This window comes from Sporosarcina sp. FSL K6-1522, assembly GCF_038622445.1.
Classification (GTDB): domain Bacteria; phylum Bacillota; class Bacilli; order Bacillales_A; family Planococcaceae; genus Sporosarcina.
In genome coordinates this window covers 1743818-1764899 of record NZ_CP152019.1, presented here as the reverse complement: position 1 = coordinate 1764899, position 21082 = coordinate 1743818, and the positions used below count along the sequence as shown (strand labels likewise).

The 21082-nt window shown below is 41.8% G+C and carries 18 protein-coding genes; 5 read left to right on the top strand and 13 right to left on the bottom strand.

What is annotated here, in order from left to right:
- The first annotated feature begins 11 nt into the window (after window positions 1-11).
- Window positions 12-1013: an iron ABC transporter permease gene (locus MKY34_RS08545; protein ID WP_342515219.1), complete on the top strand. Its 1002-nt coding sequence runs from the start codon at window positions 12-14 to the stop codon at window positions 1011-1013.
- A complete protein-coding gene (locus MKY34_RS08540; RefSeq protein WP_342514760.1) occupies window positions 1010-2062 on the top strand; it encodes an iron ABC transporter permease in 1053 nt (350 codons plus the stop codon). Before MKY34_RS08545 ends, MKY34_RS08540 begins: the two co-directional genes overlap by 4 nt.
- A gap of 832 nt (window positions 2063-2894) precedes the next feature.
- On the opposite strand, the gene MKY34_RS08535 is transcribed toward MKY34_RS08540, so the two are convergent.
- The 3 genes from MKY34_RS08535 to MKY34_RS08525 all read right to left on the bottom strand — a co-directional run bounded on the left by MKY34_RS08535 (window position 2895) and on the right by MKY34_RS08525 (window position 5232).
- On the bottom strand, window positions 2895-3308 hold the full coding sequence (locus MKY34_RS08535) for a hypothetical protein (RefSeq protein ID WP_342514759.1): 414 nt from the start codon (window positions 3306-3308) through the stop codon (window positions 2895-2897).
- Between the two features lie 72 nt (window positions 3309-3380).
- The gene (locus MKY34_RS08530; protein WP_342514758.1) at window positions 3381-4718 is read right to left on the bottom strand and encodes a DUF4179 domain-containing protein; all 1338 of its coding nucleotides are present in this window, start codon (window positions 4716-4718) and stop codon (window positions 3381-3383) included.
- Window positions 4708-5232 (bottom strand): sigma-70 family RNA polymerase sigma factor, encoded by a 525-nt coding sequence (locus tag MKY34_RS08525; protein WP_342514757.1) that lies wholly within the window; start codon window positions 5230-5232, stop codon window positions 4708-4710. The genes MKY34_RS08530 and MKY34_RS08525 overlap by 11 nt, the downstream gene beginning before the upstream one ends.
- 144 nt (window positions 5233-5376) lie before the next feature.
- On the opposite strand from MKY34_RS08525, the gene MKY34_RS08520 reads away from it, so the two are divergent.
- The 3 genes from MKY34_RS08520 to MKY34_RS08510 all read left to right on the top strand — a co-directional run bounded on the left by MKY34_RS08520 (window position 5377) and on the right by MKY34_RS08510 (window position 9816).
- Window positions 5377-6141: a hypothetical protein gene (locus tag MKY34_RS08520; protein ID WP_342514756.1), complete on the top strand. Its 765-nt coding sequence runs from the start codon at window positions 5377-5379 to the stop codon at window positions 6139-6141.
- Between the two features lie 309 nt (window positions 6142-6450).
- The gene (locus MKY34_RS08515) at window positions 6451-7965 is read left to right on the top strand and encodes a BCCT family transporter (protein WP_342514755.1); all 1515 of its coding nucleotides are present in this window, start codon (window positions 6451-6453) and stop codon (window positions 7963-7965) included.
- Window positions 7966-8088: 123 nt separating this feature from the next.
- Window positions 8089-9816, top strand: coding sequence for a phospho-sugar mutase (locus MKY34_RS08510; protein WP_342515218.1), 1728 nt, complete (start codon window positions 8089-8091; stop codon window positions 9814-9816).
- 157 nt (window positions 9817-9973) lie between these two features.
- Here MKY34_RS08510 and galU read toward each other — a convergent pair whose 3' ends face one another.
- From galU to MKY34_RS08460, 10 genes are all read right to left on the bottom strand, one after another.
- Complete coding sequence (gene galU / locus MKY34_RS08505) at window positions 9974-10861, bottom strand: UTP--glucose-1-phosphate uridylyltransferase GalU (protein ID WP_342514754.1); 888 nt, start codon at window positions 10859-10861, stop codon at window positions 9974-9976.
- 269 nt (window positions 10862-11130) lie between these two features.
- On the bottom strand, window positions 11131-12720 hold the full coding sequence (locus MKY34_RS08500; RefSeq protein WP_342514753.1) for a hypothetical protein: 1590 nt from the start codon (window positions 12718-12720) through the stop codon (window positions 11131-11133).
- Between the two features lie 21 nt (window positions 12721-12741).
- The gene (locus MKY34_RS08495) at window positions 12742-13788 is read right to left on the bottom strand and encodes a glycosyltransferase family 4 protein (protein WP_342514752.1); all 1047 of its coding nucleotides are present in this window, start codon (window positions 13786-13788) and stop codon (window positions 12742-12744) included.
- A 3-nt stretch (window positions 13789-13791) separates the two neighbouring features.
- Entirely contained in the window at window positions 13792-14571 is a 780-nt protein-coding gene (locus tag MKY34_RS08490) for a glycosyltransferase family 2 protein (RefSeq protein WP_342514751.1), read from the bottom strand.
- Complete coding sequence (locus tag MKY34_RS08485) at window positions 14549-15769, bottom strand: O-antigen ligase family protein (RefSeq protein WP_342514750.1); 1221 nt, start codon at window positions 15767-15769, stop codon at window positions 14549-14551. Before MKY34_RS08485 ends, MKY34_RS08490 begins: the two co-directional genes overlap by 23 nt.
- Before the next feature lie 11 nt (window positions 15770-15780).
- A complete protein-coding gene (locus tag MKY34_RS08480) occupies window positions 15781-17214 on the bottom strand; it encodes an oligosaccharide flippase family protein (RefSeq protein WP_342514749.1) in 1434 nt (477 codons plus the stop codon).
- Between the two features lie 5 nt (window positions 17215-17219).
- Window positions 17220-18206 carry an NAD-dependent epimerase/dehydratase family protein gene (locus MKY34_RS08475; protein ID WP_342514748.1) on the bottom strand — a complete coding sequence of 329 codons (987 nt, stop codon included), beginning with the start codon at window positions 18204-18206 and terminating at the stop codon, window positions 17220-17222.
- Between the two features lie 69 nt (window positions 18207-18275).
- Window positions 18276-18905 carry a CpsD/CapB family tyrosine-protein kinase gene (locus MKY34_RS08470; RefSeq protein WP_342514747.1) on the bottom strand — a complete coding sequence of 210 codons (630 nt, stop codon included), beginning with the start codon at window positions 18903-18905 and terminating at the stop codon, window positions 18276-18278.
- Window positions 18895-19638, bottom strand: coding sequence for a Wzz/FepE/Etk N-terminal domain-containing protein (locus MKY34_RS08465; RefSeq protein ID WP_342514746.1), 744 nt, complete (start codon window positions 19636-19638; stop codon window positions 18895-18897). Before MKY34_RS08465 ends, MKY34_RS08470 begins: the two co-directional genes overlap by 11 nt.
- 74 nt (window positions 19639-19712) lie before the next feature.
- A complete protein-coding gene (locus MKY34_RS08460) occupies window positions 19713-21065 on the bottom strand; it encodes a glucose-6-phosphate isomerase (RefSeq protein ID WP_342514745.1) in 1353 nt (450 codons plus the stop codon).
- Window positions 21066-21082: the final 17 nt, after the last annotated feature.

Genomic DNA, 21082 nt, shown 5'->3' with positions numbered 1-21082 from the left:
GAAGTGAGGATATCATGATACATACAACAAAAGGCAAGTGGATTGCTCTCATCTTAAGTAGCTTCGTTTTGATCATTTGTTTACTTTCCAGTATTGTCTTTGGCTATACCGAAACAAGCTGGTCAACCGCATTCGCCGCATTCAAGGAAAATGATGGCTCAACTGCACATCTTGTTATTTTAAATGTCCGCCTGCCGCGAGCATTAATCGCCGCTATTGTTGGGGCATGTTTAGCCACTTCAGGAGCTATTATGCAATCCATTACAAAGAATCCGTTAGCATCACCTAGTATTTTGGGGATAAATGCAGGCGCTGTTTTCTTTGTTGTAATCGGGGTTGTATTATTTCAGTTACAAAGCCTTCAATCCTACATGATTTTCGGCTTAGTAGGTGCAGCCGTTTCTTTCATAATTGTTTTTCTCCTAAGTAGTATTGGTAGAGAGGGCCTAACGCCCATGAAACTGATATTAGCAGGTGCAGCCGTTTCCGCTTTATTTTCATCAATGACACAAGGTTTTTTAACAATTAATGAAGCAGCATTGGATCAAGTATTGTTTTGGATGGCAGGTTCAGTTGCCAATCGTCCAATCGAATTACTCAATATAGGATTCCCTTATATGGTAATTGGACTGCTTGCGGCTTTCCTTTTATCCAAACAGATGAACTTGCTTGCATTAGGAGACGACATTGCATCAGGTCTTGGCCAAAATGTAATTCTTATCAAATTTATATTTTCCTTTATCGTAGTGGTGTTAGCCGGAACTTCAGTAGCCATTGCTGGTCCTATCAGTTTTATTGGAATTATTATCCCCCACATCGTAAGATCATTCGTCGGTATACAACATCAGTGGGTCTTCCCATTTTCCGCTATTTACGGAGGGATCCTGCTACTCTTGGCCGACATCGCAACGCGCTATATTATGATGCCTAAGGAAGTGCCTGTCGGAGCTATGACCGCATTAATTGGGGTTCCTTTCTTCATTTATGTGGCGAGAAGGAGATTTGCCGCATGAAAAATAAAGTAATCATTCGTATTGGTACCATTGCCTCTTTTATTTTGGATAAAAAAGCATTATTTGCAAGCTTAACTGCGTCACTCGTATTACTAGTACTCGCCATTCTATCAATGGGTTCTGGTGAATTTTCCATCTCCCCTTTACATGTTTTGAAAGTTATTTTGGGAATCGGTGAACCCTTTGATGAAACCATCATCTTTGAATTTCGACTTCCACGTATTGTGATGTCGATTTTGGTTGGTATCGGCTTAGCAACTGCTGGAGCCATTTTGCAAAGCATTTCAAGAAATCCACTAGGTTCTCCAGATATTATTGGGATTACAGCCGGTGCTTCTTTTGCTGTTGTATTATTCTTGGCGTTATTTTCAGATGAAAGTAATGCTCTCACTGTAAGCCAAGATTGGATGCCCTTATTTGCATTTGGCGGTGCACTCATTACCGCTGCAATTGTCTTTACACTGTCTTGGAAAAATGGAATTGCTCCTTTTCGTATGCTACTTATAGGGATTGGAATTTCGGCATTTATGCATGCCGGGACAACCATTATGATGTTACTCGGCCCTATTTACCAAGCAAGTCAGGCTAATATTTGGATGACGGGTAGCATATATGGTTCAAATTGGACTGAAGTTCGAATGATTGCAATATGGATTACAATTCTTTTCATATTCACACTGGTGATGACCAGAGAAATGAATATTTTGGAAGTCGGGGATGATTCAGCAAAAAGTGCGGGAGCTTCAGTTCAATGGAGTAGAATAATTGCACTTCTACTATGTACTGGTTTGACCGGGGCGGCGGTTTCATTCGCCGGCGGAATTGGATTTGTAGGGTTAATTGCACCGCATATTGCGAAAAGAATTGTGGGACCTGTGTTTGGTTCAATGGTTGTACTATCCGCGATTATTGGCGCAATTCTCGTCGTTGTTGCGGATTGGATTGCGCGTGTTGCCTTTGCACCGATTGAGGTACCAGCGGGAGTGTGGACAGCTGTAATTGGTGCCCCCTACTTTATATATTTATTAATCAAACAGCGAAGTAAATGAAGTTAGTGCTATATAATTGTAATTATCCACAAAGAAGCTGAAGTCTAACCACGACTTCAGCTTCTTTTATTATTCAGATAGAAATGGAGCAATCTTTTCAATATCCTCCGCAAAAATACGGTCTTCTTCGATAGGTCTGACAATTTTCCTTAGCGCTTCGAATTTCGTTCGAGTCTTAGGTGCTAAACTATCTATTCCTCGAATCGAACAGCAAACGCTCCGAACTAGGTCTGGGTGGTGGATATCACCTATATCTGGACAAGCGAAGGCTCGCTCTATTTAGCCACAGTTATGGAACTTTTCTTGGGGTAAAGAAATGCCAAATCAGTATGAGTCGTAAAGGTGACTGTTATGACAACGCCTGTATTGAATCCTTCCACTCGACGATAAAGAAGGAACTCATCTACCGCAGAAAATTCTAAACGAAGGAAGAGGCGAAAATGGCCGTGTTGGACTACATCATTTCCTTCTATAATGAAAGACGTAGCCACTCCACATTGAATTATGTATCACCAAATAGGTTTGAACAGGCGTATCGGACTTCAAAAAAAGAATAGCGCTCAATAATCACCCGCAACTTTCTCGGATGAGCAGTTGTCTTTTTAACTGTTCTTCCAAGAAAGTACACCAAGCGAAGCGCGGTAGGCTTTTCAAAGAGGAATTACTCATTAAATCGTGTCTACTTTCTTGACAGAAGATCAGTCCATCACGAACTATGCGCGCTTCTCTAATTAAAAAGAGTCGACGATGATTTAAACAAGTACATCATTCAAATCCAAACAAAAAGTTCCACAGCCTCTACAACGCCTTGGAACTTTTTGTTCACTCATTTTCAATTCATAGTGATGACCGAATCGATTGGAATTTCCTTTCCATTCATCTCAAACAGAATGGTGTCATAATCACCTTTCCCCGTAATTTTATACAGCAGTTGATGCTTTACATCCTTGTTTTCATAATCTGAGGTGGATGCTTCATTAAACGATATCGTCAATACTTGATCTTTCACATCCGTCGAAAAATCGTTCAAAATAATTGCCTCTTCTCCTTGAACGACATGGATTCTATTCAAAAACACATATTGCACTTTCTCGCCAGAAAATAAGTAATTGCCATTTTCAAGGTCTTCAATCATGTCTTGCATATCGCTACTCACATTGTCGATTGCTACTTCTGAAACTTTGAACTCTTGACTACACCCCGTGATTAGCAGCGCTAGAACGACTAGGAATACAGCTCTCCTCATCTTCATCCCCCCTACATAATAACGTACTATAATCTAGGACATTCACAACACCAAACTTATGGATCCCCATACTTATTTGAGCTTAATCTTCACTTCGCCCTCGATCCATTGAGGATAGCCATGTAACGGAAGTTTAATGGGGTTGACATACGCTTCATTCGGATACGTTGCACTTATCTCAACCCGTTTGTCCGAAATAGGTGAAAACCCTCCACTTGTTGCCCAAACCTCTTTTCCTTGAGCATCTATAAAATCACCAAATGTTTGTGAATTATAGCCTTTTTCGCTTTTAAGGGCTAATTTAATGAAGTTGCTTTTCATTGTTAACACGGAAAACCGTTTGTCCGCAGGTTGTTTCAAGATGACCCCCTTTTCAGTATCAATGACAATATAAGCTTCGTCTTTCTCAAGGGCTTGCAGTTTATTAAACATCAAGGTGAAGCTACCCAATTGTTCAAAGTAGTTACTCTGCAAATAATAGGTCTTAACGTTCGGATTCTCTTCTGACCAAGTTCCAGTCACGCCATTTTGAATAGAACTCCATACATCCCCCTTGTCATCAACGAGGCGCATGTCTTCAAAGCCATAAATCTCCATTGTATTATCTGCATCAAATTCAACTTCTACCGCAGTTTTCAAAGGACCTGTGGTAACACTTTTAATCGTCATTGATTGGCCTGCAATATGCACTGTTTCATTCAATATATACTGCTCTTTTTGAATAGGGTTCAGTTCGACCCTAAATGGAAGCTGGATCACCTCCTGTACATCGTTCACGTCTTGTTCTTTCGAAATCTGAACTTCCAATATGAGCTCATCTGTTGGGATTGCACCTTCAAATTCAATTTCCACCGTATTCAGCGATTTTGTATCGCTTTCGTGATTCCAATTTGTTGAATATCCTCCCCCTTCTCCAACTATCTCTATGCCATTCTTATCTAGAATTCGATAGCCAACAAGAAAGTCATTTGGGGAATTTTTTTTATGCTCAAATGTGTAAAATGCAACTAGACTATCTTCATCTGTAATAAGCCCTTCAAGCGTTATGCGGATGCCCGACGATTCACCCGACACAGCAATTTTCTGATAATGCTCATTGGCAATTGCTAATTGCAGACCTTTATTGTCCAGGATAATGGCCACAATCTTCTCCATCCCCGGGATTGAAGCAACCACATTGGCAAATGCCGGTGAAACACGGATTGATGTGACGAGCGTAAGCAGTAATACCGCCGCAATGACAATCGACCAAATACTACGTTTGACAGCCGGGTGTTTCTTGACTTGTGTTGTCTGCTTCGCCCGTTGGAAACCCTCTTTGATGGCCTGCTCTAAACGGTTATCAGCAATCGATGCTTTGTCAATCTCCTCTTTCCATTTTGCCAGCTTCTGCTCTTCTTCATCGAACACGGCGAATTCCTCCTTTCTCTTCAAAAAACGATCGAAGTGACTTGAGCGCTTTGTATAATCTAGTTTTAACCGTACTTTCTGGGGTAAAGGTCATCTCAGCAATTTCTTTAATTTTAACGTCTTGTAAATACTTCAAATGAATGAGTTCGCGTTGTTCATCGGTCAATTGCGCTAGTGCATCTTCAACTTCCAGATAGGTAAAGTCCTCACTAATGCCCTGTTGCAACAGAATGTCCTCGTCTAAAACTAGGCGCTTTTGTTTGTGCAATACATCACGGCAATAATTCATCATGACCCGAATCAGCCAGGTCTTCGCATACTCAGGCTTTTTTAATGTAGCCATTTTGGCGTACGCACGAAACGTCACTTCTTGCATCGCTTCTAGCGCATCCTCCTCATTTTTCAAATAAGCAAGCGCTGTGCGGTAAAGTGCCTCTTTATGCATTAACATCAACGACAGAAAAGCATCATCATCTCCCGCAATCGCTCGCGCTGCCAATTTCTTGCCATTCAAACCACCACCTCCTATCCCCTCTTATCTATTAGACCCGTGAAACCGGTAAAAGTTTGCGTGAATTAAAAGAAAAAAATGTAAAGTCCATTCCTTTTCCTACATTGTCGCATAGGATAGATGGAATCGCTTGGAAGGAGTGAACGAATGGTTAACATGCAACCGGGCGGACAAGGGGAAGAGTTATGGTACCCGAAATTGCCCGAGGGATATGAAACGCCGCCACAACAAATGGCTGGACACGGAATGCAAGGATTCATGCCTAGTCAAGACATGCAGTGGATGCCAGAAATGAACTATTCGGAAATGCCAGGGGACCACATGATGGCTTGGGGAGAAGAAGCGACAATGCAAAGGATGCCGGGGGGCGGACGACCACCGGGGCAAGGTGGGCCTGGTTTTGGGCCTCCTGGATTCCCGCCGGGACAAAGCGGACCTAGCTTCGGACCGCCCGGATTCCCACCGGGGCAAGGCGGGCCTGGTTTCGGACCGCCCGGATTCCCACCGGGGCAAGGCGGGCCTGGTTTCGGACCACCTGGATTTCCACCGGGGCAAGGCGGGCCTGGTTTCGGACCACCTGGATTCCCACCGGGGCAAGGCGGGCCTGGATTCCCACCGGGGCAAAGCGGACCTGGTTTCGGGCCTCCTGGGCAACAAGGTCCATCATCACCACCGCCAACTACTATCCCCGCCTATCCAAGTCATCAGACATTCGCAGTAGATCCGGGGGCAATTCGCGGTTGCCTTTATCGCTACACATACGTCTGGCTCTCGCGCAGACAAGGCTTTTGGTTCTATCCTGTCTTTGTCGGACCGACTTCCGTTGCTGGCTATCGATGGCGCCGTAGGCAAAGAAGATGGGAATACACGGGAATTAGCTTGCAGCAAATCGATCAATTTAGCTGTTTTTAATAGCTGAGTGTGGTGCGCAAGTACAGCCATAATTGGGCCGATAGGATATCGGTCATGCATTCGTTACCACAGAACGCGGCGAACTTAGAGTGCCTTCCTTTTGATTGCATGAATGGTGTCCATACCTGGCACCGTTTGTGCTTTTTCTGGTGTGTTTAGTTTATGCTTGTTTCAAGCATATTCAACTATAGTGACCTAACAGCCATCTTTAGAACAGTCATCCCCAGCCATGCATACCCTCTGCGAAAAATGGGCAAGATTACTCTGTATGCCATGCGTCATTATCACACAGAAAATACAGGTGATCAGATGAAAAAAACCTCAAATGTCTTCTGGATTACACTCGGGCTTGTTAGCATAGCCGTTTTATATGGAGCACTAGCGCCTGACAGCTTCGAAGCCGTCACGAATAATATGAAAAACTTTATCACATCGGCGTTTGGTTGGTATTACTTGCTCGTTGTCACAGGCATCGTCCTGTTCTGCTTGTTCTTCATCGTCAGTCCGATGGGGCAAATTACGCTTGGGAAACCCGATGAAAAACCCGAGTATTCTCGAATGAGTTGGTTTGCCATGCTGTTTTCAACGGGGATGGGGATTGGACTCGTCTTCTGGGGTGCCGCGGAACCGCTTTCTCATTTCGCCATCGACCCAGCAACAGCACAACCCGGAACAGATGCCGCTTTTAAAGAATCGATGCGCTATACGTTTTTCCATTGGGGCATTCATGCATGGGCAATCTATGCAGTTGTTGCCATGTCACTCGCCTATTTCCAATTTCGAAAAGGTGAACCTGGACTGATTTCCGCAACGTTAATACCGCTATTTGGCAATCAAATGAATCGTACATTCGGCACAATTATCAACGTACTCGCCGTTTTTGCAACAGTCATAGGTGTTGCGACGACACTCGGCTTTGGTGCTATCCAAATCAATGGCGGACTGTCTTATCTGTTCGATTTGCCGATCAGCTTCCCCGTTCAAGTCGTCATTATCATCATTGTCACGATTCTTTTTGTCGCTTCCGCTTGGTCAGGCATCAGTAAAGGCATCAAATATTTATCCAATGCAAACATGGTACTTGCGGCATTACTGCTTCTTCTAGTCATTATCCTTGGACCTACCATGTTGATCTTCGATACATTTACCGACACCATTGGCTCGTACTTTCAAAACTTACCCCGTATGAGTTTTCGTGCTGCACCACTCGATGATAGCGATCGAGCGTGGATTAATAGTTGGACGATTTTCTACTGGGCATGGTGGATTTCTTGGTCACCTTTTGTCGGTATATTCATCGCCCGTGTCTCACGTGGACGCACCATCCGTGAATTCTTAACCGGTGTCTTATTATTGCCTACCGTACTGAGCTTTTTCTGGTTCGCGGTTTTCGGCTCCACCGCAATGGATGTACAAATAAAAGGCGTGGATCTCACCAAACTATTAACCGAAGAGACCCTGTTCGCCGTTTTCCATGAAATGCCACTGTCGATGCTGCTATCGATTGTCGCCATCTTACTAATCGCTATTTTCTTCATCACATCAGCCGACTCGGCGACCTTCGTCCTTGGTATGCAGACAACCTATGGATCCCTTCAACCACCGAATGTGGTGAAGTTGACATGGGGAATTGCACAAGCGGCCATCGCCATTATCCTGCTGTCAGCTAACGGCTTGACCGCACTGCAAAACGCCTTAATCATTGCCGCGTTACCTTTCTCCTTCGTCATCATCTGTATGATGATTTCGCTATATAAGGAACTCAATAAGGAGCGGAAAGAGATGGGCTTGATGGTGAGACCTTATCCGAAGAAGAAAAAGTAAATATGAATATGCTAGTTTAATTCCAAATGAAGGAATTTATGTACTATAAACAAGGATAAAGCCCCCTCCCTATCGAATTCAGTTACGTAGACTGATGATAGTGGGGGTGTTTTTTTGAACAATGTGTTAGATCTGTATGGACAGTGGAAAGATGAACCTTCATTAGCTGTACACCTCAAGCAAGAGTTAGTAGAAATTGACGGAAATTACCATGAAATCGAAGATCGGTTTTATCAGCATCTCTCTTTTGGAACGGGTGGCATGCGAGGCTTACTTGGGGCTGGAACGAATCGGATGAACATCTATACCATTCGCCGTATTGCGGAAGGGCTTGCTCTTCTCATTTTGGCAGATGGCGAGGAAGCCATGCGGCGGGGTGTTGTTATCGCTTATGACACCAGGCATTTCTCCAAGGAATTTGCACTTGAAACAGCAAAAACCATTGGCAAACACGGCATCCAGGTGTTTCTGTTTAAAGAAAGTCGTCCGACGCCCGAGTTATCTTTTGCCATTAGACATCTACAAGCCTATGCGGGTGTCGTTATTACCGCAAGCCATAATCCAGCAACCTATAATGGCATTAAAATCTACGGGGAAGACGGAGGACAGCTACCTCCTATACCTTCAGACAAGATGACACAATTTATTGAAACACTCCAAAATCCTTTTGCAATTCGTACAGGGGATGCAGCCGAACTTGTAGCAAGTGGACAATTAATCTATGTATCGGAAGAGATTGATGCAGCTTATGAAAGATGTCTGCTGACATTACGCGAGGACATCCCCATGTTAACTACACATGGACAAGATGTAACCATCGTTTTTACCCCACTGCATGGAGCAGGTCTTGTCCCTGTTACCAACGGACTCCGGGCGTTCGGATTTGATAACGTCACTGTTGTTCAAGAGCAAGCGGCCCCAAATTCTGCGTTTCCAACAGTGCTTTATCCTAACCCAGAAGAACGAAGTGCATTTGAATTGGCGATTGCGCTTGGTCATGAAACGAAAGCAGACTTACTATTAGCCACTGATCCAGACGCTGATCGTCTTGGCGTAGCGATTCGAAAGCAAGACGGTGAATACGAACTGCTCAATGGCAACCAACTGGGTGCGCTTCTGCTGCATTACATCCTCATGCAGAAACAAAAAAAAGGCGAACTTCCCACGAACGGAATCGCCTTGAAAACAATTGTCACATCCGAATTCGGGCGTGCAGTCGCCACAAAGTTCGGCGTGCAAATGCTCGACACATTAACTGGATTTAAGTTCATTTCTGAAAAAATTGAGGAATTCGCTACTACTAAAGCCTATACATTCCTATTTGGCTACGAAGAAAGCTATGGTTTCCTTATTGGTGATTTCGCTCGTGACAAAGACGCCGTTCAAACGGCGCTCATGACTGCTGAAATGGTCACTTACTATCATTCCAAAAATCACGCTATCTACGAGGCACTCCAGGATTTATATGAGGAGCTTGGCCACTTCAGAGAATCATTGACATCACTCACGTTCGAAGGTAAGCAAGGCCAACAGAAAATTGAACAGCTCATGCGAACATTTCGAACACATCCCCCACAGTCCATCGCTGGAATATCCGTCATAGCAATCGAGGACTATCAATTACGAACACGCCGTTTTAGTAGCGGAGTCGTGGAACCTTTGACGCTCCCAGAGGCAGATGTGCTCAAACTTTTGCTGGAGGACGATTCATGGATTTGCATTAGACCTTCCGGAACTGAGCCAAAATGCAAATTCTATTTTGGCGTACGAAAAGACGATGCTGCAAGTGCAGAAGCTACACTTCAAATGATTGAGCAGGATATCATGGAATCTATTCAAGTACTAAACTAAAGGGGTAGCTGTCGGAATAAAACCCACCCCACTACAAATGATACTTCACTTCGCTGGAATGCCACCGCCATGCTGTCAGACAAATCGTACGTTGGCTTCCAGCTTAACTCTTCAACAAAGCGACTCACCATATTTCCTATGCCTCCAACAATAAGCATCATCGGATTGACTCATATGTTTCATCGCTCAACAATCTTTTCATCAATCCATGAATTTCCTGTTTCAATTCTGGCCTTGCAAGTGCGAAAGCCAATGTTGTTTCGATAAACCCCAATTGTTCACCAACGTCATATCTTTTCCCCTCAAATTTATAAGCGTAAACAGCTTGAATGGCCTTCAGCCTTTGAAGTGCATCTGTCAGTTGGATTTCCCCTCCCTTGCCGACGTTCTTCTCCCCAAGCAATGGAAAAATTTCTGGTGTCAATATATAACGCCCAATAATCGCCAAATTCGATGGAGCTTGTTCTTTCGAAGGCTTTTCAATTAGCTCACTAATTTGCAATAGATTTTCTTCGACCTGAACAGCATCAATGACACCATATTTATGAACGTTATTCATAGACACTTCTTCCACGCCAATCACACTTGAACCCGTTTTCTCATACTGCTTCATCAATTGCTTCAACGCTGGCGTTGTACTTCTGACAATATCATCCCCTAGCATCACCCCAAATGGCTCGTTGCCGATAAATTTTCGTGCGCACCATATCGCATGTCCCAACCCAAGCGGTTCTTTCTGACGGATATAATGAATGTCAACCGAAGCTGATGCCAACACTTTCTCAAGTAGGTCGAACCTTTCTTTTTGTATAAGGTTGGATTCTAACTCGAAGGCATTATCGAAATGATCTTCAATCGCCCGTTTGCCTTTACCTGTCACAATGATAATATCCTCAATCCCCGCCTCAATTGCTTCTTCTACAATATATTGAATCGTCGGCTTATCGACAATAGGGAGCATTTCTTTCGGCATCGCTTTCGTTGCAGGTAAAAAACGCGTTCCCAAGCCCGCCGCTGGGATGATTACTTTTTTGATCTTCGTCAATGGCATTGCTCCTTTCTCTTGTTCATTGATAAACATTTTCCCTCTCACTGCTCCCCGTTAATGCAGGACAAAAACGGGGCGAGCAGGCAGCATCGCTTAATCATCTATATAAATTCTTACCAACACCGCTCGGCGCTTGCGGATGCCTCCCGCCATAAGCCCAGGCAGAAAACCACTGCCAGCCTTACAGCTTCGGCGACGGCTTGTAAGGCACCTTCGCTGGAGAGTAGATAAAATTATAAGTTCAACATATCTAGGCTCTTATTCGTTCATAGTTTTGTAGTGCTAATTTGTCCTTGATCATTGATACTCACTTTCCACCTGATTCCATTTGGAGAAACTAACGTCACAGCATTCCCTTTTTGTAGTTCTAAATCTCCGGTTAATGTACCACCTGTAGTTGGCAACCAAGCGACCCCATGCTGTAACGAAGACTTTGCGAAAATCCGATTAATGCGAAAGCGTTTGTGCTCTTGCGTATATCCACTTAGCGTCAGCTTAACTTTATACAACGTAGCTGCTCTTGCCTCTGAAATAACCGTGTTTCCAACATTAAATTGAACATCCTTCGCCACTTTCCATGGTCCGTTTAAACTCTCTTGGTATTCAATCAAAACTCGACTCGGGCTTTCGTTCCACCCAAAATAGAGTCCAAAGCAATTCAGCATTTTAATAGGCTGTTTTGAAAAGTCCAGTTCGATAACAACTGGCTGAGAGCTAGGCACATCCAAGTAATTCACGCTTTGCTCATCTAATAAGTTAAAACAATTATTAATAGTTCCTCCATAGGGAGCTTTCCCCAAAAGTTGACGTACGCTATATCGAACATGCGCATTTACCAAAACATCATCTTGGTTCCCAACTAGATGCGCTTTTCCGAGTGCAAGGGGAGGATATACTTGAAGGGATTCTTCATGGGCTGACGTGCATCGATTGTAAAGACCACGATCGAGAATAGAAGTGGCTACTTGATTCGAAAATAGGTGATTGTGGTGGGAAATCGATGAGAATTCAACGACAAGTGGAGGGGCATCCATACGGAAGGTATCCCAAATCAATCCCTCAAACATGTTATAGGCACCCGAGCATCGGATTACTTTTTTTGTTTGTTTTCGGCATTGCACTTGAAGGTCCATAAACATGTTCCCGGAAACTTCATAAGGTAAATCACTATTTCCATCAATCTCGATTCCATATTGACAACCATCTATAAAAATAGTGTGAAAGGTGTTCGCATTGATCCAACACGGGGTATTTTTATTTTGCAGCTTTTCTGTTTTAAGATAGAGTGCCGTATGAAAGTTGGTGATTTGCAAGTTATTCACTTTAACGAAACTGATGAAATCCCACGCCTTTTTACAGTAGAATTGAACGGCTATCCCTTGGTATGTTGTTGTACGATTTATAATATTTACATCAACTATAGAGGTATGATTATGAATTTCAATCTGCTCGGCACCAGAAAGGAAAATAACCGTTGAATTAAAACTATTATCTACGATTTCAATTGTGCCCCCCGAGATGGAGGCGTCTTTTTGGAGCTCAAACACTTGGAAATTCCCTTTGACGATTAACGTTATAGTAGGGTCGATTTCTAAATGCACATTGGACTTAATGACAATTGGGGAGGCAAGGACATACTGTTTCTTGCCAGTGATGACGACTTTAGAGTGGTTATTGGCCAGACAATGATTAATGGCTTCTTGAATAGCTGGTGAATTATCTACCAAGTTGGGATTAGCCCCAAAACAATCAATATTAACAATATCTCTATTCTGGCAGTCTTCAGAACCCGACAAGTTATAACACCCCTTATATAATAGTGTGTTATAGAATATGCTTTTCAAAAAGAGGTGCATGGGTTTAAGAAAACGAAGACCCTATTGATATGTTTTCAGCGTGGCATGAATCATCGCTGCAAGTGAAAAGGACTCCTCTACTTTTTGTCTGGCTGTACTTCTTAAACTTTGTCTCAACTCCTCATTATCGAGGAGCAACATAATGTTTTCCGCAAATTCTTTTTCTGAATGACGCGAAATAAGGATTCCCGTTTCCTGATCCACAACCGCTTCTTTAATGCCACCAACATCGACAGACATCATTGGTGTTCCTGTAGCCATTGCCTCAATGACAACCATTGGAAAAACTTCTCTGAAGGATGTTAAGAGCAGCAAATCCATCTTGCAAATAAAATCATAGGGATCGGCCAACTGACCTAACATGTTGATTTTATGATGTAACTGTAAATTTGTTATCTCTTTTTCAATAAACTCTCTCTCAGGTCCATCTCCTGCAATATGAAATACCACCTGTTCCATATCCCTTAACTCGTTGGCAATGGTTAAAAATAGCCGATGATTTTTTTCTTTTGATAAACGGGCCAGTATGCCGACATTGAATATTTTCCGAGATGGCAATGGTTGAAAAGAAAATTGATCTAGATCGACTCCGTTATAAATGGTCTGGATAAGCTCATTCTTTACACCCAGTTGAAGTAAATTCTCTTTTTCAAAATGACTCACCGCAATAATTTGGTCCACATGCTGATTTAACACCTTTTTAAATAGGATGGGCATTCTTTTCTCAAGGATGGTTACATTATGCTTGGTATACACCAACTTGATTTCCCTTTTGGTCATTTTCTTTACTGCGATGGCATAGCACAGCATTCTCAAGCTATTTGCATGAATGATGCCAATATCCTTTTGGATTACCTGTCGACGCAGTGTCTTGAGATTTGCAAGATGGCTAGTTAAGTTTAAAGGTATAAAATTACTTTTATTTTGAATTTCATTGTACATTTCACCCGTTGCAGCTGCCGAATAAAACGTCATCTTTTCGTCTTTGAGGTGATTTTCCAATTTACAAAAATACATCTCTGCGCCGCCCATTATCAGTTTGTCGGTTAGTAGTAGAACATTATTCATGCGCTAGCTCGATTTCACTCTGTTTTTATTGTATGCATGATAAGCATATTTACTAAAATAAAAGTTCACTTTTATAAGGCTTAACTTTTCTTGGCTTCGTAAAAGTTTCCAATAGCGATAGGCAGCCTTTACTTTATTTCGTGAAGTAGAGTTACGAACAATGCGATAGTTGGCTAACACCTTTTGTAAGCCATACGCTTGATGCCCTTGCTTGAGTAACGACAGCCATAAGGCAGTATCTTCGGGTTGCGTAATGGGCATTTCAATTCGCTGAATTTGCTGCCGATCTAGCATCACCGTTAAACAACCAATCGTTGTATTTCCGATCAAATACTTATAATCTACGATTGGGGGCGCCGTTACTTCAATATCCATATGAGTGCCTTCCTCACTAATCAAAGAATAAGAAGTAAAAGAAAAAGCAAGATTGCCTTTTTGCATAAAAGATACTTGTTCTTCTAATTTAGTAGGTAGCCACAGATCATCGCTATCAAGAAACGCAATATAATCCCCTTTAGCCTGTTGTATCGCTACATTTCGAGCTCCAGCAGCTCCGATGTTTTGAGATAAGGGAATCAATTTAATCCGCTGATCCTCTGCTACATATTGTTGAATGACATAGACTGAGTCGTCCTTTGACTTATCGTCCACAATGATCATTTCCCAATGCGGATACGATTGAGACAAGACTGATTCAACGGTCTCTTTTATAAAAGCCGAGCAGTTATACGAGGGCGTAATGACGGAAACCAAGGGCATGCTATCCTTTTCGTTGCATTTCATAAAATTCAGCTCCTTCTCTTTCAAATACAGCAATATATTTTAAAGCCAGCGCTAAGAAAACAAAAAAAGCTTCATTAATCATTAGGGATAAAGAAACCATCTGTAATAAAAAAGCGAAAAATGTAAGAATAATATATGGTTTTTCTTTATGTAACCGAGTCCTAAACAAGGTGATCGCTAACATCACTAGAAAGGAAAAGTAAAAAAGAAAACCAATCATCCCCGACTCTACCAAAACCTCTAAGTACGTATTATGAACATATAGTTTTTCATTATGATCAAATGCGTAGTAATCGGAAAAGTTAAAAGCACCAATTCCGAGAATAGGACGGTCCATAAAATAAGTGAGGGCTTGTCCCCATAATTCAAATCGACCACTTCCTCCGTCAGTAGAAAAGTCGGTAATGCGACTCGTAATAATCTGATTAACATCCAATTGACTGAAAGAACCTACGACATACAGAACAACGAGGCATAACAGAGAAACCATAATCATTTTTAGCTTCTTCGATATACTCGCTAACATCATATACAAAACGACAACGAGGACGAGCGCAACAATCCCTCCCCTTGAAAAAGTAAGGAGCGAGGTGATGACGCATAAGATGAAGCCAATGGAATGCTTAACTCCCTTTAAATGCGTTACATAATAGGAAAAAAACAAGGTGTTAAAGAATATGAAAATATTCGGATCATCAAGTAAGCCGATTAGCCTTGGGTAGTCTCGATCTACTAATAATCCATAAGAAATAATTTCAACGCCTTCAGACGATCCTCCCGTCACCTGTAAACCGATTACGTACAATAACAAACTGGCGGCGTTGAACACAATCCCAACAGTAGCAATAGCGGTTTCAATCGTAGCAATCGAAGCTTGTTCTACTATAAATCGCATGATAAAATAACAGCCAATTATGAGCATTACACCTAAAACGGCCCGAATGCTTGCCTCTGAGTACTGTGAAAAGGCACCACTTAAGCAATAGGTAAAATAAAAGCACAACAGGCAAATTTCATAATGGTAAAATGTGCGAAAGTAAAAATCCCTGAAATATATACAAAAGAAAACGACCAGAAAAATCATATATATTTTCAAAGAAAAACCAATATAGATATTATATTTACTAAGCGTAATAAAGAAGAACAGGAGGAGGACTGGCCACATAAAGTGGTTGCTGTTCACTTGCAATCTCTTCATCCTCCTTTTGTCTACTTTTTTATGAAATCTGGGATTTCCCTCCGCCTTTTCTGCTTGAAAAAGTCTACGATTACACCTTGAATCGACTTATCAAATAGGACAATCATTGTAGACACTAAAGTGATGGCCGATAACATTGCCAGAAAAAAGGATTCCGATAGAAAGTAGTACGAAAAGATAAAACCTACAAAAAAATAGGAGCCATATGGAAGGATAACCTTCCTTAACACCACTTTCCTTATTGGATGGGCTAGGACATATCCAATAAGTGCCGAAATTTCCATCGTTAAAACCGCCACGGCAGCACCCGCCACCCCATAGCCAACACTTAAATAATAAAGGGCCATTAAACCAATCATAATGGCTATAAACTGCACAATCGTACGGCGATTCTGTAATCCTCTAGTTGTGAGACCGTCAGCAATGGCAATATTGAATCCTTGCAAGACAATAATAAAAGACAATATTTTTAAAGGCTGAACCGCCGAACGCCATCCAGCGCCAAATAAAATCGTGATGAAGTATTCGGCCAAATAGAATAAGGAGACCGATATACAGATTCCAATATAGGACATCATTTTCATTTGCAGGACATTTAAGCGGGTGTGCTCCTCCAGCTTGCCTTGGTTATAATTCTTAAATAACAAAGGGTAAAATGCCCCCGCGATAACTCCCGGCACTTGATATAACGCAGAAGGGATTCGGTAAGCTACCGCAAAGAGGCCAACAAGCGCTAAGGGCACTGTTTTTTCTAACACCAATGGACCCAATTGAGGCGTCAATATTATCAATAACCCACTTATTAAGAACGGACTAAGACTTGTTAATAACTGTTTTTGAAAAGCAGAACCCCACTGTATATCTGCTTTTTTATAAAGCAGGTATAAGCTATAAAGCCCCCCAACAAAATAGGAAAAACCATATAGAAAGGCAGCTATATAGACATCTACTTGTAGACCCATACACAAAGCAGTCGATACGATCAAAACAAATGCCGAAAAGATTTTAATAGATGCGATAAACTGCATTCTCTCCGTTAGCTGAAAATAACTGATGCCAATCCCTTGCATGGTCAGCCCCATAACCATAGGAATCATTAAGCAGTACATCATATACAGCATCTGTGGTTCTTGATACATGGCATGAATAACAACTGAAAACGCAATGTATACCAACAGTACACAAATAATCCGGATCTTTATATACGAAGAAAATGTAGCAATTAGTTTCCCGCTCTTCGATCCTTCCCGCAGGAACGTGTTACTCAACCCAATATCCGTAAAAAAGCTCATAATCATAGCAAGCGCGAGCGCCACACTAAACATTCCATAGTTCTTGGCGTTAAAATAATTGGCCAAGAGTATGAGCGTCGTAGCATTTAAAATATTCGCTAGCATTGTACTATAAAATAAATGGACCACATTTTTGGTTATCGAATTTTTCATCTAATTTATCGTGCTACATCCCGAGAATGTAGAAGCGTGGTGGAGGTTTCAACTGAAGCGATGGCGGGTTGATGGCGCTTAAGATAGTATGCATACGTATTCGCAAGCCCCTTTGCCAATGAATATTGGGGTTGCCAATTCAACTTTTGGGTACTCGTTCTATTGCAAAGTAAGCTTTCTTTGATATCCCCACTTTTAGGTGATTGATAAATAGGGAGAATCTCTTTTTGACTTATCGACTGAATAATGGCATATAGCTGGTTAATACTTGAACTCGTTGTTGATGCAATATTAAAGATGCCAATGCCATCGAATCTAAGGGCTTGAAGGTTCGCACGCGCAACATCTTTTACATAGATAAAATCTCTCGTTTGTAAACCGTCGCCATAAATCACTGGCCGCTCGTTGTTAATGACATGGTTGGTGAAGATTGAAATGACTCCGCCTTCACCACTTGATGTTTGTCGTGGACCATACACATTGCTGTAGCGAAGAATGACATAGTCTACATCCAATATTTTTTTGGCCAGTATGAGGTACTCTTCAGCTGTTTTTTTCGAAATACCATAAGGGGATAATGGTTGGACAGGGTCCGAAACTACAATCGGGAGCCTATTAGCGTTACCATACACAGCCGCTGAAGAGGCAAATACGATTTTTTTCACGGCATACTTATGGGAAAGTTCGATGATATTTATCGTCCCCATGATGTTGATCTGTGCATCATTCGAAATAGCTGAAATGGAATTTTGCACACTCACTTGGGCAGCTTCATGAATCACATAGTCAGGACGGAACGTCTCCATCGCCTGCTCTAGCGATTTCTTATCTTCAATGTCGCCTATAAAAATCCTAACGTTCGAATCGATGTTTTTCAAAGATCCAGTGGACAGGTTATCATACACAGCCACTTCATAATTATTGCGCATTAATGTATCTACAATATGAGAGCCAATAAACCCCAAACCACCTGTTACAAGTACTTTCATCATTTCCCTATTCCCCCATTCACTTGCACATCTAATCATCCTGTTGTTTCAAATAAACGGTTGCCTTTCTTTTTATTTAACGATCACTGCCCCCGTTATTTCATGCTTTGCACGTTCGAATTGTTTTTTCATACTGCTAATCTTCTCCAACTTGTCTCGACCTTCCATGATCGCTAACACAATACCATCACAATGTTGTGCCACGATTTGTGCATCCGGCGCATGTAAACTATTGGATGTATGAAATAAGATGATATCAAACTGTTGTTTCCACTTCTCAATATGATGAGGAAAGGTCTCCAATGATAATAGCGTGGACGGCTCATAGAGCATTTCACCCGTCGGTAAACAGAATAGATTGTCCGCTATCTTTATCCATTCTTCCCCAGATGTAGGCTTGCCTCTTAAAAGTAAGTTAGATAAACCGAATGAGTTATCCATTCTAAACAAATGATGAAGCGAAGGCTCACGAAGATTGCCATCCACTAGTAACACCCTTTTCCCTTGTTCTGACAAGGCAAGAGCTAAATGGGCGGTGGCACGAACAATGCTTTTTGTTTGTTTAAGTGAAGTGACCATTAACAATAGTGGATTGACCTTGACCAGGTTAGATTCGATGTTGCTACATATGCTATAAAATTGTTCTTTCATTTTGACATCGTTCTGATTAAAAGCATGTTTTCCTTTAAATTTAATAGCCAAGATGTTCACCGCGTTTCGTTAAAGATAAAGTTCTATACCGTACTTTTCGTATGTTCTTTCCTTTGGTGTTTACATGTACTTTGCCTAACAAAGAAAGACCAAGACGCTCAAGTTCAGCATCACTAAAAGCTGCATCATCAAAGTGTTCCTGTATAAGTACCAAGACTATGCCCGCAAAAATCCCTAATACAATTGAAATGGCTATGACGAATTTAGGTTTTGGAAAAAGAAGTTCAGATTCTTCAATGATGTTGGGGTCGAGTAGCACATTAATCTGACTAACGTTGGCAAAGCCTTTAAAACTGTTTATGGACTGATTTGCGATAGACTGTGCAATGGCTTTGGCTAACTTTGGATTCGAATCTTTAATGGAAATCGTAATGATCTGTGAATTATCTCGATTGGTTACGGAAATTTGCTTGAGCAACTCATAATTTGAACGAGCGAGCTTCAGCTCTTCTTTGACGCCTATCATAATTTGGGGGCTTTTGATTGTATCCATATACGATATGGCCAACTGTCTGTTTTCTTGCACTTTATTAATGGAAGATTCCTCAATATCCATACTTAAAGACCCTGCCAATACTTGAATTGTGTACTGATAGGTCGGTTTCATAAGATAAAGAGACGTAATGATAATGGAACCCGTAATGCAAATTGCAGTAAGTATCATGACTAAGAATCTCTTTTTAAGGACTTTTACTACGTCCTTCATTTTTGCTTTTTTGTACATCTTCTTCACCACTTTTTCGGGTTAATATGAACGTTTTTTCATGACCTATGGCGACTTAGGCATCAAGCCTTCAACTAGACACTTGTAACCTGTACAACTTCGACTTGTTTCTTCTCGTACCCAGGCCTATCCAATAGGTGAAACATATTCTTTTTATAGGCCTCTACACCGGGTTGATTGAATGGATTCACCCCTAGTAAGTACCCACTCATAGCACAGGACAGTTGGAAAAAGTAGACTAAATAGCCGAATGTAAACGGATTGATTTCTGGAATCTGAATGATGAGATTAGGGGTCCCTCCTTCTGTATGAGCAAGCAGAGCACCTTCAAAAGCCTTATTTTTAACAAACTCAACCGTCCTGCCACCCAAATAATTCAATTCATCGAAATCGGAGGTTTCTGTTTCAATAACCAATTCTTTTTGAGGCGTTTGAACTTGAATAATGGTTTCAAATAAATCTTGTCTGCCTTCTTGAATATATTGTCCTAATGAATGGAGGTCTGTAGAAAAAATGGCCGAAGTAGGAAATATCCCTTTGTTATTTTTCCCTTCGCTTTCTGCATATAATTGTTTCCACCATTCTGCGAAATAGTGAAAGTTGGGCTCATAGCTCACTAATAGCTCAATGGTTTTCCCCTGTTTATACAGGCTGTTGCGAATTGCAGCATATTGGTAGGCCGCATTTTTAGTTACATCCCGCTGATCTAACTCCCCCCTTGCCGCACGAGCCCCCCTTAGCAATTCATCTATACAAATACCACTTACCGCAATTGGAAAAAGTCCGACTGCTGTGAGCACAGAATAGCGACCGCCAATATTTTCGGGAATGGCAAACGTTTCATACCCTTCTAGTGTAGCTACTGTTTTTAATGACCCTTTCACTCCGTCTGTTGTTACATAAATACGTGATTTCGCCCCCATCTCTCCATATCTATCGACAAGTAATTGCCGGAATATCCGAAATGCGATTGCCGGCTCCATCGTTGTACCTGACTTCGATATGACATTGATTGAGAAATCTTTTCCCTCTAGCAACTCCATGAGATCCGATATGTAAACTGAACTCAAATTATGACCGACAAAGAATAGTTGGGGGGTAGTGCGCTTTTCTTTAGGGAGGAGATTATAAAAACTATGGGTCAGCATCTCAATTGCCGCACGAGATCCTAAATAAGAGCCACCAATTCCAATGACCAGTAAAACATCACTCGTCTTCTTCACTTTCGAAGCAGCGCGTTTAATGTGTTTCAATTCTTCTTTGTCAAACTGGACTGGTAAATCCACCCAGCCTAACGAATTATGCTCTGACTCAAAGCTATGGCGTATTGCTTTATGAAAAACATCAATACGCTCTTGATAGTAATGTAAATCGTCCGTTCCAAAAGATGGAGTAACTTTCGAGTAATCGAGTCGAATATAACCCATGGTTTCCCCACCTTCTC

What these genes read in the sequence shown, in the direction of transcription:
- MKY34_RS08540 (WP_342514760.1), top strand. Translation starts at nt 1,010, where the DNA reads ATGAAAAATAAAGTAATCATTCGTATTGGTACCATTGCCTCTTTTATT.
- MKY34_RS08535 (WP_342514759.1), bottom strand. Translation starts at nt 3,308, where the DNA reads ATGAGGAGAGCTGTATTCCTAGTCGTTCTAGCGCTGCTAATCACGGGG.
- MKY34_RS08520 (WP_342514756.1), top strand. Translation starts at nt 5,377, where the DNA reads ATGGTTAACATGCAACCGGGCGGACAAGGGGAAGAGTTATGGTACCCG.
- MKY34_RS08515 (WP_342514755.1), top strand. Translation starts at nt 6,451, where the DNA reads ATGAAAAAAACCTCAAATGTCTTCTGGATTACACTCGGGCTTGTTAGC.
- MKY34_RS08500 (WP_342514753.1), bottom strand. Translation starts at nt 12,720, where the DNA reads ATGCACCTCTTTTTGAAAAGCATATTCTATAACACACTATTATATAAG.
- MKY34_RS08495 (WP_342514752.1), bottom strand. Translation starts at nt 13,788, where the DNA reads ATGAATAATGTTCTACTACTAACCGACAAACTGATAATGGGCGGCGCA.
- MKY34_RS08490 (WP_342514751.1), bottom strand. Translation starts at nt 14,571, where the DNA reads ATGAAATGCAACGAAAAGGATAGCATGCCCTTGGTTTCCGTCATTACG.
- MKY34_RS08485 (WP_342514750.1), bottom strand. Translation starts at nt 15,769, where the DNA reads ATGAAGAGATTGCAAGTGAACAGCAACCACTTTATGTGGCCAGTCCTC.
- MKY34_RS08480 (WP_342514749.1), bottom strand. Translation starts at nt 17,214, where the DNA reads ATGAAAAATTCGATAACCAAAAATGTGGTCCATTTATTTTATAGTACA.
- MKY34_RS08475 (WP_342514748.1), bottom strand. Translation starts at nt 18,206, where the DNA reads ATGATGAAAGTACTTGTAACAGGTGGTTTGGGGTTTATTGGCTCTCAT.
- MKY34_RS08465 (WP_342514746.1), bottom strand. Translation starts at nt 19,638, where the DNA reads ATGTACAAAAAAGCAAAAATGAAGGACGTAGTAAAAGTCCTTAAAAAG.
- MKY34_RS08460 (WP_342514745.1), bottom strand. Translation starts at nt 21,065, where the DNA reads ATGGGTTATATTCGACTCGATTACTCGAAAGTTACTCCATCTTTTGGA.